The sequence below is a fragment of the Vibrio sp. 14G-20 genome, from assembly GCF_026241515.1.
Classification (GTDB): domain Bacteria; phylum Pseudomonadota; class Gammaproteobacteria; order Enterobacterales; family Vibrionaceae; genus Vibrio.
This window is the reverse complement of the sequence record NZ_JAPHPW010000023.1, coordinates 71,241-83,725: the sequence shown is the minus strand read 5'-3', so window position 1 is coordinate 83,725 and position 12,485 is coordinate 71,241. Positions and strand designations below refer to the sequence as shown.

9 protein-coding genes and 13 tRNA genes are annotated in these 12,485 nt (G+C 43.9%); 4 read left to right on the top strand and 18 right to left on the bottom strand.

Annotation, left to right across the window (positions count from 1 at the left end; translation table 11 throughout):
* Nucleotides 1-91: 91 nt before the first annotated feature.
* Both OQJ75_RS18300 and OQJ75_RS18295 read left to right on the top strand, forming a co-directional pair.
* A tRNA-Asp gene (locus OQJ75_RS18300) sits at nt 92-168 on the top strand.
* Nucleotides 169-1,635: 1,467 nt separating this feature from the next.
* Entirely contained in the window at nt 1,636-2,031 is a 396-nt protein-coding gene (locus OQJ75_RS18295; protein ID WP_265974275.1) for a DUF2391 family protein, read from the top strand.
* Nucleotides 2,032-2,353: 322 nt separating this feature from the next.
* Here the strand turns inward: OQJ75_RS18295 and OQJ75_RS18290 are convergent.
* From OQJ75_RS18290 to mutY, 16 genes are all read right to left on the bottom strand, one after another.
* Nucleotides 2,354-2,429 (bottom strand) — tRNA-Asn (locus OQJ75_RS18290).
* Nucleotides 2,430-2,458: 29 nt separating this feature from the next.
* A tRNA-Thr gene (locus OQJ75_RS18285) sits at nt 2,459-2,534 on the bottom strand.
* A 36-nt stretch (nt 2,535-2,570) separates the two neighbouring features.
* A tRNA-Asn gene (locus OQJ75_RS18280) sits at nt 2,571-2,646 on the bottom strand.
* 24 nt (nt 2,647-2,670) lie between these two features.
* Nucleotides 2,671-2,746, bottom strand: a tRNA-Thr gene (locus tag OQJ75_RS18275).
* 56 nt (nt 2,747-2,802) lie between these two features.
* Nucleotides 2,803-2,878, bottom strand: a tRNA-Phe gene (locus OQJ75_RS18270).
* A gap of 235 nt (nt 2,879-3,113) precedes the next feature.
* The gene (locus OQJ75_RS18265; protein WP_265974274.1) at nt 3,114-4,739 is read right to left on the bottom strand and encodes a methyl-accepting chemotaxis protein; all 1,626 of its coding nucleotides are present in this window, start codon (nt 4,737-4,739) and stop codon (nt 3,114-3,116) included.
* Between the two features lie 334 nt (nt 4,740-5,073).
* Nucleotides 5,074-5,149: transfer RNA gene (locus OQJ75_RS18260), tRNA-Asn, on the bottom strand.
* Nucleotides 5,150-5,205: 56 nt separating this feature from the next.
* Nucleotides 5,206-5,281, bottom strand: a tRNA-Phe gene (locus OQJ75_RS18255).
* A gap of 7 nt (nt 5,282-5,288) precedes the next feature.
* Nucleotides 5,289-5,364 (bottom strand) — tRNA-Thr (locus tag OQJ75_RS18250).
* Nucleotides 5,365-5,431: 67 nt separating this feature from the next.
* A tRNA-Asn gene (locus tag OQJ75_RS18245) sits at nt 5,432-5,507 on the bottom strand.
* A gap of 56 nt (nt 5,508-5,563) precedes the next feature.
* A tRNA-Phe gene (locus OQJ75_RS18240) sits at nt 5,564-5,639 on the bottom strand.
* 7 nt (nt 5,640-5,646) lie between these two features.
* Nucleotides 5,647-5,722 (bottom strand) — tRNA-Thr (locus OQJ75_RS18235).
* Between the two features lie 74 nt (nt 5,723-5,796).
* Nucleotides 5,797-5,872, bottom strand: a tRNA-Phe gene (locus OQJ75_RS18230).
* 103 nt (nt 5,873-5,975) lie between these two features.
* Nucleotides 5,976-7,109 carry a membrane-bound lytic murein transglycosylase MltC gene (gene mltC / locus OQJ75_RS18225; protein WP_176680471.1) on the bottom strand — a complete coding sequence of 378 codons (1,134 nt, stop codon included), beginning with the start codon at nt 7,107-7,109 and terminating at the stop codon, nt 5,976-5,978.
* Nucleotides 7,110-7,178: 69 nt separating this feature from the next.
* A complete protein-coding gene (locus tag OQJ75_RS18220; RefSeq protein ID WP_004735465.1) occupies nt 7,179-7,451 on the bottom strand; it encodes an oxidative damage protection protein in 273 nt (90 codons plus the stop codon).
* Nucleotides 7,452-7,479: 28 nt separating this feature from the next.
* Nucleotides 7,480-8,541: an A/G-specific adenine glycosylase gene (mutY, locus tag OQJ75_RS18215; RefSeq protein ID WP_265974273.1), complete on the bottom strand. Its 1,062-nt coding sequence runs from the start codon at nt 8,539-8,541 to the stop codon at nt 7,480-7,482.
* Between the two features lie 165 nt (nt 8,542-8,706).
* Here mutY and trmB point away from each other — a divergent pair, with 165 nt between their 5' ends.
* On the top strand, nt 8,707-9,426 hold the full coding sequence (trmB, locus tag OQJ75_RS18210; RefSeq protein ID WP_265974272.1) for a tRNA (guanosine(46)-N7)-methyltransferase TrmB: 720 nt from the start codon (nt 8,707-8,709) through the stop codon (nt 9,424-9,426).
* Between the two features lie 185 nt (nt 9,427-9,611).
* On the top strand, nt 9,612-10,532 hold the full coding sequence (gene glsB, locus OQJ75_RS18205) for a glutaminase B (protein ID WP_265974271.1): 921 nt from the start codon (nt 9,612-9,614) through the stop codon (nt 10,530-10,532).
* Nucleotides 10,533-10,684: 152 nt separating this feature from the next.
* On the opposite strand, the gene hemW is transcribed toward glsB, so the two are convergent.
* On the bottom strand, nt 10,685-11,872 hold the full coding sequence (hemW, locus tag OQJ75_RS18200; RefSeq protein WP_265974270.1) for a radical SAM family heme chaperone HemW: 1,188 nt from the start codon (nt 11,870-11,872) through the stop codon (nt 10,685-10,687).
* Complete coding sequence (locus OQJ75_RS18195) at nt 11,872-12,471, bottom strand: XTP/dITP diphosphatase (protein ID WP_265974269.1); 600 nt, start codon at nt 12,469-12,471, stop codon at nt 11,872-11,874. The genes hemW and OQJ75_RS18195 overlap by 1 nt, the downstream gene beginning before the upstream one ends.
* Nucleotides 12,472-12,485 lie beyond the last annotated feature (14 nt).

Sequence of the window (12,485 nt, the reverse complement as noted above, 5' to 3'; positions counted from 1 at the left end):
AACACAATAGCGCCGATGGTAGTGTGGGGCTTCCCCATGTGAGAGTAGGACATCGTCAGGCTCAAATTGCTTTAAGCTGAATAGACACTGCGGAGTGGTAGTTCAGTTGGTTAGAATACCGGCCTGTCACGCCGGGGGTCGCGGGTTCGAGTCCCGTCCACTCCGCCACTTATTAGAAAGCCTAGTCATAAGACTAGGCTTTCGTCGTTTGGGGAATAGATATTTTGGTCTTCGACCAACGAGTCCCGGTCGCCTGCGAACCCAGCCACTTCGTCACTTATAGAGAAGCCCTGCTAGAAATAGCAGGGCTTTTTTACATTTGAATCATTGTGTATACACTCTGTGGTCGAAAGAGCTCCGCTAGTGCACAAGTCTGATGGAATAGCAGTCCAGCCACTTCACCACTTATTGACAGCCTAGCCTTGTGACTTGGCTTTCGTCGTTTTTGAGCGTAGATATTTGAGCTTTACCAACTAGCCCTAGCCTCCTGATACCCTACTTACAACTCCGCTTATAAGTATGCCTATTTGAGTAATGATTTCTTGCTGCATGAGTCGTTAGCTATTTACTCATTATAAAAACCTTCGTTCAAAGTCATTAGGCTTTTCTAATTGATCGGAGCCCGTTGTTATTTAAAGGTTCGACTATGTAGTCATGGTTCTAAAAGCTCATTAGTAGAACTAGATTTAGGGGCCTCTTACATACAGTTTTGGCATTCGACCACTAAATCCAACAAAGACTTACCATGCCATCACAAACCCTGCTAGGAGCATAGAGATCTCCGGTGGGGGTAGAAGCGTAGTTCGACTTAGTTCCGTGTACACCGAACTGAGTGGCTTAAGAGGTTTATATGGAGCAGTTCTCGGAAGGTTTACTATCAGGGAGGTCTTAATACTCATACAGGAGTCTTGCGATCAAGAATAGTGCTATTAGAAAGCGCGAGGTTATAGATACTTGTAAACAAAGCTTCAGCCTACTTTTATCCTCCGCTTCACTCTGTTTGTCGCTCACAATCAAGATCTGTAATGATTAGCCAGAGGTTTACCCAGAAATATCACAACCTATAAGCTGGCACTGAGTGTAGAAAGAATTTTCGCTATGTATTCACAATCTAGTACTTAATACCTTTTATTTTAAGCGCTAGAGGCTATGGCAGCTGCTACTCAATAGTCTTTGCCACTAATCAGCTTATAGTATTCTAAAAGTCTTTAGGAACCTCATAGATACACCATTAAAGAATGGCTATCAACGTCATAAATTTGTTTGTATTAATGTCGAGCGCGCCATTGAATTAGACGGGTGTTTAAGATTTGAAGAACACCACTAATATGGAATTATGCAGGCATAATATTTCTAACACTGACTTATATAGAGTTGGTTGAAATCTAGTGGCTACGATGACTAATAGGTATTTACTTAGCTCATAGATAAAGATGTACTTGTTTCCTCGACACTGGCAGTGGGTATGCGAGGTTGGTGACCAGTGTCTTTGAGTTATTCATTTTACTGCTTGTTAGTTCAAGCTATGTTCTGACCAATTGCGACTAATATTAGATGGTAATTAACAAATCCCCCTAAATCAGAAATTGATAGTTTTGGTAACTAGACACATTCCTAAGCCTTAAAGGTAGCTCAATGAAATTAAGTTTTAACTTTGAAGATGCTAGCCAAATCTTTGTTGGATCTTTTGCTTTGGCCGTGCCGATTTCTTTTTCTGAAGAGGCCTGGAAACTAGGGGAGACCTTACCCATAGCTAACTTATTATTACTGTTCTTACTGTCTGCGGTGTTCCTGGGCTTTTATACCTATGAGAGCGTCTTTCAGAAAGATATTGTTGCTCGCCTACCGGTCTTTATTTTTCGAATCGTTATTGCTTACGTGATGACAGCGTTGGTTGTTGCGCTGGTACTGACTTGTTTGGACAAGCTGCCTTTACTAAGCGATCCAATTGTATCGATCAAAAGGGTGATTGTAATTTCCATGCCTGCATCTATGGGAGCGATTGTAGTGGATAGTTTTGATAAAGAGTAACGTGATGTCATTTTAATTTGAACAGGCTACAGGGCTTTCTAGAGCCTATTTGATTCGATCTAAAGCTTGTTTATTCCTATAGAACCAATCAACAGTAACGCAACTAACAAGTCCGTTATGACTGACTCTTTGTAGAAATGGATCGCCTGTTGTTACGGGAGTTAAAACTGAATTAAAGAGTACAGTTTGATTAGCTTTGAAGGGTGTTTAAAACGGTTGGTTTCTGGATTGAATGAGGTATTAGAAAGAGGAAGGGGAGTTATGAAAAAGTTTAGATCTTCAGATGCAAAAAAGCCGCATCAGTGATGCGGCTTTCTTTAATTGGCTCCCCTTGCAAGACTTGAACTTGCGACATACGGATTAACAGTCCGCCGTTCTACCAACTGAACTAAAGGGGAATTGATTGTTTAGTCTCTAATCAAGAGAATGGTGCCGACTACCGGAATCGAACTGGTGACCTACTGATTACAAGTCAGTTGCTCTACCTACTGAGCTAAGTCGGCATCATGAATCAAAAAGCTTATGCTTGATGATTAATTTGGCTCCCCTTGCAAGACTTGAACTTGCGACATACGGATTAACAGTCCGCCGTTCTACCAACTGAACTAAAGGGGAATTATTCTTAAAGCTTTAAAGAAATGGTGCCGACTACCGGAGTCGAACTGGTGACCTACTGATTACAAGTCAGTTGCTCTACCTACTGAGCTAAGTCGGCACATAATATTTCTTTGTGCTTTACTGTTGTTGTCTAAGACACCAACAAATAAATTGTGGTGCCCGGAGGCGGAATCGAACCACCGACACGAGGATTTTCAATCCTCTGCTCTACCGACTGAGCTATCCGGGCGACGAGGTGTATTAAACGTGTTTTCGCGTTCTGGGTCAACATTAAATTGCAAAAAAAGTATTGTTTGATGTTTTTCTATACTTAGTGGGGTGTTTTTGTTCATTTGGCACGAAAAACCTAGGTCTAGCATGCCTTAAAAGATAGAAAAACTTAGGTTAACTACACTGAATGGGTGCCGAAATAAAAAAAGCACGTATGAAAACGTGCTTTTTTTCTTAAGAATTTTATCGAGAGTTTAGTGTTTCACTTCAAACCTATTAACCCAAGCTTCTAATTCGTTAGAAAGAGAGGCGAGGGTTTGGGTGCTGTTGTGACTTTCTGTCACGACATTACTCAGTTGGTTGCCACTTTCTTCGATCATGTTGATGCGCTTTGAAATGTCATCGCTTACCTGAGTCTGCTCAGCCGCTGCTGTCGCGATTTGATGACTCATCGAGGAAATAGACTCCAGAGCGATAACAATTTGTTGTAGCGCTTCAGAGGCATTTTGAGACTCGGTTACGGTGCTCTCACTGGTTGCTGCACACACTTCCATGGTTTGAATAGCGTTACGAGAGCCTTCTTGAAGGTTATTAATCATCAATTGGATTTCTTTGGTGCTTGATTGCGTTCTACCTGCAAGGTTACGAACTTCGTCAGCTACCACTGCAAACCCACGACCTTGTTCGCCAGCTCGTGCGGCCTCAATAGCTGCATTCAGTGCCAATAGGTTAGTCTGTTCTGCAATGTCACCGATAACGTCGAGTACTTTCACAATGTTGTTTACATCGTTATCTAGGTTAGCGACAGCTTCACTTGCTGTGCCTAGTTGGCCTGCTAGCCCTTGAATGTTGTCGACTGTGTTGTGAATTAGACGTTGGGTATGCTGGCTCTGTTTGTCTGCTTCATCAGTATTACGCGCTGTATCGCCCGCGGAGTCAGCAACATTGTTAGCTGAAGAAGCCATCTCGGTCATTGCTGTTGCGATCATCTCAGTTGATTGCTGCTGAGTTTCAGTTAGTTGGGCGATAGAACCGGCACGATCTTCTACGCGCTGTAATTCGCCTCTTAATGCCAACATAGAAGCATTTAGGTTTGATACTAGCTCAGCTAACGACTTACTCATTTGCTGCACAGCGTGATAGATACTGCCATTTACCGCTTGAGTTTCGAAAGAGGTTTGAATACGACCTTCTGCGACGGCTTGTACCGCTTCTCTTACATCTTTAGGCTCGCCACCAAGAAGCGCTAGCATGCGTTTAATGGATACGATTAAGCTCGATAGGATAAGGCCAGCAATCACGACGCAAAGGAATAGCTGCCATTGAGCGGTAGACCAGAAACGAGCGTTAACTTCGTTGAAGCCAATACCAGTGCCCACAACCCAACCCCAATGCGGAGTCTTTTCTGCAATAGACAGCTTTTCTTCGATGGTTCCGTCTGGCAGCTTTTGCGTCCAGGTGTATTCAACGATCTGCCCAGTACGATTACCAAGTACTCTTTGTATAAGCTGGCCTACGCTATTGCCGTCACCGTCTTTAAAGTCATTGAAGCTGGTTCCATGCAGTTGTGGATCTAGTGGTGTCGCGACAAACGTCATGTTTTCATCTGCAACGTAAACGTATTCATTGTCTTTATAGATGTTGTTACGCAGTAGGCGAGTAGCAAGTTGTTTCGCTTGTTGCTCTTCTAGAGTGCCATCAATAGCCATTTTCTCGACTTCAGTAAGAATGCTATATGCACTCTTAAATAGCTCTGTAACGCGAGCTTTGTTGTCCATGTTGCTAGCGACTCTCAAGGTCCATAAACCAGTAGCAGTCAGCGCTAGCAGAGCGATCAAGATGATGCCCGATAATAAGTAAGCTTGCGTTTTTAATTTCATATTTCCCCGCGCAGCGATTCAATAATAAGTATTAGGTATATTTCATCGAATCTTAATCTAAGTCGTGTAGGGCAGATATCAGAAAGATATCAAAACATGATGAAGATTAAATTTACGAAGAAAAAAAAGTAACAGAACGAAAGCTTGTTTATTTTCGTGTGACTATGAAGGAGTTTGAAAAGTGTTGGTTTGGTGAATTTACGGAGTTTGAGGCGCGAGTTCGTGGGAAGAGGGGCTTTATAGTGATTATTAAGGTTAGATGCTGTGATCGAATAGATTTAGCTTTCGTTCAAACGAAAAAAAGCCAAGTCTTTCGACTTGGCTTTCTTGAATGTGGCTCCCCTTGCAAGACTTGAACTTGCGACATACGGATTAACAGTCCGCCGTTCTACCAACTGAACTAAAGGGGAATTACTTGTCTCAACATCAGGTCTATTAAGACCATTATTTGTTAAGTATCAAATAATGGTGCCTCGAGGCGGAATCGAACCACCGACACGCGGATTTTCAATCCGCTGCTCTACCGACTGAGCTATCGAGGCAAAAGAATGGTGCCGACTACCGGAGTCGAACTGGTGACCTACTGATTACAAGTCAGTTGCTCTACCTACTGAGCTAAGTCGGCACACTAAATTCTTTGCTTGAAGAGTAAACTCTTCGTTAGAACCTCATTAAAATGAAGCCCTTTAAAATGGCTCCCCCTGCGGGACTCGAACCTGCGACATACGGATTAACAGTCCGCCGTTCTACCAACTGAACTAAGGGGGAATTACTTGTCTCAACATCTGGTCTATTAAGACCATTATTTGTTAAGTACCAAATAATGGTGCCTCGAGGCGGAATCGAACCACCGACACGCGGATTTTCAATCCGCTGCTCTACCGACTGAGCTATCGAGGCAAAAGAATGGTGCCGACTACCGGAGTCGAACTGGTGACCTACTGATTACAAGTCAGTTGCTCTACCTACTGAGCTAAGTCGGCACACTAAATTCTTTATGCTTTTGTCCGTGTTGCTACTCCCTGTTAAAGAGTGTTGACACCAACAAATCAAATTGTGGTGCCCGGAGGCGGAATCGAACCACCGACACGAGGATTTTCAATCCTCTGCTCTACCGACTGAGCTATCCGGGCAACGGAGCGCTATTAAACGGATTTTCTGCATAACCGTCAACACCTTTTTTGAAAATAATTAAAAAAAACGTTCGTTAGTTGTTTTTTTATTCAAAAGTGAGGCTTACGTTTTACCTTGGTTAAAATCTTTCTTGAATTTTGTTACTTTTTCTAGGTATCGGCGCGACTCTTTATTTGGGTGCTTCTTGGTAAGTGCCCAGTACGCTTGGCTAGGTTGGAGCGAGTTTAGGTCTCGCATTGCTCGTTTTCTGTCCTTACTGAACGTATTGAGTACGCCACCAGTACCGCCGTTGTATGCAGAAATCATGCTGTACTCAAGCGTTGTTGGGTGTTGCACGTCTTTCAAATAGCGATTTTTAAGGATGTAAAAGTACGCCGTGCCAGCATCAATGTTGTTTTCTGGATTGAATAAATACTCAGGAGTCGGCTCCCCTGGCTTGTTCTTTACCAGTTTAAATACGTCTCGACCTGCCGTTTTTGGCACGACTTGCATAAGACCATATGCATTCGCCCAACTCACCGCATATGGGTTAAAACTACTTTCTGTTTTTATTATCGCGTAAATCAAGTCTTCAGGAATGTCATAACGCTGAGACGCTCTGCGGACTATATCGGCATATTGATAACTACGCTGACTCGCGTGATCGGCCACCATTGGGATTTCAACGTAGTAGGCTTTTTTAAAATCGACTTCTTTGGTTTTGAGGTTATTAGCGATCAGGTAATCCGCGAATTGGTTAGCGCGCCATGTCCATTGAATAGGCTTTTTCTCTTGGTCGACGACCTGATTGTAGAGGAAAGGTTTACCTTCTAACTTGATGCTTTTTGAAGAGAATAGGTCGACATGCGCCGGATCATCTGGCGTCAAAAGCGTCGTCATTATCGCGTTTTTGAGGTGTTTTTTAGGCTCAGTCGAGGACACGGTTTCTACTGTGATTAAGCCCTCGCTAAAGTTTACTTCTGAACGACTCAAGTAATTATCTATGTATTTCACATAGTTACTCTTACCTGCCATTTTTACTTCACTGCTGCCCCAGCGCTTTTGGATATTGCCAGAAAAGCTATTAATCAAAGCATCCAGTGCACCGGTGTCTTTTTCAAACTGACCAGGTAGCTCTGCCAAGTTGCTTACAAATCGGTTAGTCGGTTCGTAATTCACATCATAAATGCTTTCGACAAATTCACGGCTGCAGCCTGTTAATAACATGGCTGTTAGGAAGTAACTTAGCTTTTTCATAGTTCCTCATACAAAAATGACATCGCAGCGTTAACCATGATGTCATTAAAATTTGCTTAAATAAATGTCTTATTCGCTTGGTGGAGTATAGCCATCAATTACGACATCTTTACCTTCGAAAAGGAAGTTAACCATCTCAGTTTCAAGAAGTTTACGATGCTCAGGATCCATCATATTTAGCTTCTTTTCATTGATTAGCATTGTTTGCTTGCTTTGCCATTGTCCCCAAGCTTCTTTAGAGATGTTGTCAAAGATACGCTTACCTAAGTCACCTGGGTAAAGTTGAAAATCTAAGCCTTCAGCGTCTTTCTGGAGGCGAGCACAAAATACAGTGCGGCTCATAGTGGTTCCTCTTATCGCGTTCGTTGATTCAAACGTCGTCGTTCAGTTCAAAGGGTAGGCTCTCAATAAGCTGCTTCACAGGAGCGGCTAGGCCAATTTCTTCCGGTTTTGATAAGTTATACCAGAGACCTTTGGTCCCTTCCATTATCAAATCTGGTTGTTTATCTAATTTTACTAATACTGGTGTGATATCTAAGTGGTAGTGGCTGAAAGTGTGCCTAAACGCAATCATGGTCTTGATTGATTCGGTTTCAGTGTCTTTGATCGAACGAAGATCTAACTGATGTTCGATCTCCGCGTTTTCATTTTGAGGGAAACAGAATAAGCCTCCCCAGATACCAGACTGAGGACGCTGTTCAAGCCACACTTGATTGTCGTGATAAAGAATCACAAACCATGTTTCTTTTACCGGTTTTTCTTTCTTAGGTTTCTTGCCTGGGAAGTCGAGTTGTCTATCAAGCTTCTTGGCTTCACACATGGTTTCAATCGGGCACAGAGTACATTTAGGCTTGCTCCGAGTACAAACCATGGCGCCCATGTCCATCATCGCTTGATTGTACTTATCGACATCTTTCTTCGGAGTATGAGCTTCTGCATGCTCCCAAAGTTGGTTTTCTACCTTCTTTTGTCCCGGCCAACCTTCAACGGCAAAGCTTCTTGCAAGGGTTCGCTTCACATTGCCATCAAGAATTGCATGAGGAAGCTTGTGAACGGAAGACAGCACTGCAGCTGCAGTAGAGCGACCAATTCCCGGTAGCGCGTTCATCTCTTCAATAGAGAGCGGAAACTCACCACCGTATTGTTCGGCAACAATCTTGGCAGCCTTGTGCAAGTTACGAGCTCGCGCGTAATAGCCAAGCCCTGTCCATAAGTGCAGCACCTCATCTTGTTCAGCGTTCGCTAGGTCAATAACCGTTGGAAAGCGTTCTAAGAAGCGTTGGTAGTATGGAATCACCGTGGCGACTTGAGTCTGTTGAAGCATGATTTCAGATAGCCAAACGGTGTAGGCGGTTTTGTTTTGTTGCCAAGGTAATTCTTTACGCCCAAAGGCGTCATACCACTTTAATATGGCGGTTGCGAAAGGAGTCACGACATGCTCTATGCTTTGCTATTATTAGGAGTGAAATTGCACCACACTTACGGTTGGATGTAAAACAGACAAATTGTGTGGGAATTTATCCACGGAAAGACTTGCACCGGAGGCAATTCTTTGGATAATCCCCGCTTTGATTAATCAATGTGCAGGCAAAAATCAATGAGTGAAGTGACCACTAACGAATATACTGAAGACGGCAAACTGGTTCGTAAGATCCGTAGTTTTGTTCGCCGCGAAGGCCGCTTAACAAAAGGCCAAGAAAACGCGATGAACGAATGTTGGCCAACAATGGGTATCGACTACAACCCAGAACTTCTTAATTGGAAAGAAGTGTTTGGCAACGACAACCCTGTTGTACTAGAAATTGGCTTCGGTATGGGTGCATCACTGGTTGAAATGGCAAAGAATGCGCCTGAGAAAAACTTCTTAGGTATTGAAGTTCACAGCCCAGGTGTTGGTGCGTGTTTAGGTACAGCTCGCGATGCTGGCGTAAACAACCTGCGTGTAATGTGTCACGATGCAGTAGAAGTATTTGAACACATGATTCCAGATAGCAGCCTGCATACATTGCAACTGTTCTTCCCTGACCCATGGCATAAAGCTCGTCACCACAAACGTCGTATCGTTAAGGCTGAGTTTGCAGAGATGGTTCGCGGTAAGCTGCAACTTGATACTGGTATTTTCCACATGGCAACAGACTGGGAAAACTACGCAGAACATATGATTGAAGTGATGAACGTAGCTCCAGGTTTCGAGAATATCGCTGAGGATGGTGATTATATTCCTCGTCCAGACGAGCGTCCACTGACTAAGTTTGAAGCTCGTGGCCACCGTTTAGGTCATGGTGTTTGGGATATTAAGTACAAGCGTACTAAGTAATTCTCAAGCACAACAAGTTAAGGTAAACCTGCTTTAGGTTAAACCTTACACTTTGTGGGATTGATTAAAGCCAACATTATTGTAGTGTTGGCTTTTTTGTCCTTAGGCTTTTATTTCAGTAAAGGCTTAACGACAGAAAGTAATGTTAGACCCCTACAAAAATAACAATATAGAAGTAAGCACACATGAAACCAACTCAAGCTATTTTGACCGAGATTTTAGACGAAGTTCGTCCCCTAGTTGGTCAGGGAAAGGTTGCTGATTATATCCCTGCATTGGCTCGCGTATCGAACCAGAAACTGGCGATTGCGGTATACACAAACGAAGGTGAGGTGATTCAAGCGGGTGATGCAGAGGAAGCCTTTTCTGTGCAATCCATCTCTAAAGCCTTGAGCCTGACGTTAGCTATGGTGTTATACAAGCCTGAAGAAATTTGGCAACGCGTAGGCAAAGAACCTTCTGGCCAAGCCTTTAACTCTATGATTCAGCTTGAGATGGAACATGGCATCCCTCGTAACCCGTTCATTAATGCGGGTGCAATTGTCGTTGCAGACCTACTACAAAGCCGCTTGTCTGCGCCTAGACACCGTTTGTTAGAGTTTGTGCGTCAGCTATCGGGCGATACTCATATTGTGTATGACAAGGTGGTAGCGGCTTCAGAAATGATGCACAGCGATCGTAATGCTGCCATTGCTTATTTGATGCGTTCATTTGGTAACTTTGAGAATGATGTTATCCCAGTACTGAATAACTACTTCCATGCTTGTGCACTTAAAATGACGTGTGTGGATTTGGCGAAAACCTTTAGTTATTTGGCGAACAAAGGTGTGTCGGTTCAGACTAAGAAAGAGATCATCACGCCAGTTCAAACTAAGCAGTTGAATGCCCTGCTTGCGACATGTGGTTTGTACGATGGGGCGGGTGAGTTTGCTTATCGTGTGGGTATGCCGGGTAAGTCGGGTGTGGGTGGCGGTATTATTGCCATCGTTCCGGGTGAGATGACAATCGCGGTATGGTCTCCAGAGCTTGATCCGTCTGGCAACTCTCTTGCTGGTACTAAGGCTCTCGAGTTGCTTTCAGAGCGAATTGGTCGTTCTATTTTTTAGAAGAAAGATGCGAGATGCGAGCACGGACTTCGTCCTATAGAGCGCTTCGCTTCGAGAAAGATTCTTACAATAAAAAGGGTTGACCCTAAAGCCAACCCTTACGCAATACTTCTCGAATCTCGAATCTCGAATCTCGAATCTCGAATCTCGAACTACTCGTCTTCTTCAGCCATAAAGGCTTCTAGCAAATCGTTGAGGAACAGCTTTCCTTTTTCAGTGATCTGCCAGTGAGTGTCAGTTTCGTTCAAGTAACCTAGCTCTTTTGCCCACTCAATCGTTGACTGAACTGAGTCAAAACCAAGCCCTGTTGTATCGATGAAATCTTGTTTTGGACACGCTTCCATTAACCTAAAGCGGTTCATAAAGAACTCAAAAGGGCGGTCTTCATTCGGCACTTCAAACTCATCGGATAGATACGGCTTCACCATGTTCTGGTAAGCCGCTAAATAGCCTCTAGGGTGTTTAACCTTAGTCGTGCGAATGATGCGTCCATCAGCAAAACTTAGCTTGCCATGAGAGCCACAACCAATACCTAGGTAGTCACCAAAGCGCCAGTAGTTGAGGTTATGTTGACACTGATATCCCGGCTTGCTGTAGCCTGAAATTTCGTACTGCACATAGCCTGCGTCTGCGAGTTTCTTATGACCCAAATCGAAAATATCCCAAAGATCGTCATCGTCAGGTAGCTTTGGGGTTTTGTAATAGAACATGGTGTTAGGTTCTATTGTTAGCTGATACCAAGATAAGTGTGGAGGGTTAAGCTCGATAGCTTTATCTAGATCCGCCAATGCTTGATCTATGCTTTGATCCGGTAAGCCGTGCATGAGATCTAAGTTGAAACTATTTAATCCGATCTTATGTGCTAAGTGAGCGGCATTCACTGCTTCATCTTGACCATGGATACGCCCAAGCCTTTCTAGTTTCTCTTGCTCAAAACTTTGTACGCCTACCGAGATTCGAGTAATGCCTGCCTTTTGGTAACCTGCAAAACGTTCAGCCTCTATGGTGCCCGGGTTGGCTTCCATGGTGATTTCTATATCAGGCTTGAACGGGATGCGCTGTTCAATGCCTTGTAACAGTCGGCCAATTTCTTCAGGAGAAAACAGGCTCGGAGTGCCACCACCAATAAAGATCGAATGCAATGGGCGAGGCGTGTCATTGAGTTGGTACTTTTCGATATCTGTATCGAGGTCTTCAAGCAGTGCATCGATGTACTCTTTCTCAGGGATCTCGGCTTTTAGAGCGTGTGAGTTGAAATCACAATACGGGCACTTTTGTACACACCATGGGATGTGTGCATAAAGGCTAAGTGCGGGTGGTACTAGCGCTGCATTGTGCATTACAGAGCTTGCTCTTTGATTGCTTCGAATAGTGCAGCAAGAGCTTTTCCGCGGTGTGACAGTTGCTTCTTACGTGACGATTCAAGCTCTGCTGAAGCGCAGTTATCTTCTGGTACAAAGAACACAGGATCGTAGCCAAAGCCATTCTCACCGTGTTCTTCAGTAAGAATGCGACCTTCCCATTTACCGTGACACACCAATGGTGTCGGGTCGTTTTCGTGACGCATTAGCACCAGCACACAGTGAAAACGAGCCGTGCGTTTTTCAACGTCGACACCTTGCATGGCATCTAACAACTTTTCGATGTTCTGTTTATCGGTCGCCCCTCCACCAGAGTAACGTGCTGAGTAGATACCGGGTGCACCATTAAGGTAATCAACTTCTAAGCCAGAATCGTCCGCAATCGCTGGTAGCCCCGTCTCTTTCGCAGCGTGGCGAGCTTTGATGATGGCATTTTCAATGAAAGTTGTTCCCGTTTCTGCGACTTCTGAAACGTTAAATTCACTTTGCGCGACAACGTCGAAACCAAACTCAGATAGAATATCTGCCATCTCGCGAACTTTGCCTTGGTTGCCTGTTGCTAAAACAATCTTACTCATGGGAATGTGGCTCT

What these genes read in the sequence shown, in the direction of transcription:
- glsB (WP_265974271.1), top strand. Translation starts at nt 9,612, where the DNA reads ATGAAACCAACTCAAGCTATTTTGACCGAGATTTTAGACGAAGTTCGT.
- trmB (WP_265974272.1), top strand. Translation starts at nt 8,707, where the DNA reads ATGAGTGAAGTGACCACTAACGAATATACTGAAGACGGCAAACTGGTT.
- OQJ75_RS18295 (WP_265974275.1), top strand. Translation starts at nt 1,636, where the DNA reads ATGAAATTAAGTTTTAACTTTGAAGATGCTAGCCAAATCTTTGTTGGA.
- OQJ75_RS18265 (WP_265974274.1), bottom strand. Translation starts at nt 4,739, where the DNA reads ATGAAATTAAAAACGCAAGCTTACTTATTATCGGGCATCATCTTGATC.
- OQJ75_RS18220 (WP_004735465.1), bottom strand. Translation starts at nt 7,451, where the DNA reads ATGAGCCGCACTGTATTTTGTGCTCGCCTCCAGAAAGACGCTGAAGGC.
- OQJ75_RS18195 (WP_265974269.1), bottom strand. Translation starts at nt 12,471, where the DNA reads ATGAGTAAGATTGTTTTAGCAACAGGCAACCAAGGCAAAGTTCGCGAG.
- mltC (WP_176680471.1), bottom strand. Translation starts at nt 7,109, where the DNA reads ATGAAAAAGCTAAGTTACTTCCTAACAGCCATGTTATTAACAGGCTGC.
- hemW (WP_265974270.1), bottom strand. Translation starts at nt 11,872, where the DNA reads ATGCACAATGCAGCGCTAGTACCACCCGCACTTAGCCTTTATGCACAC.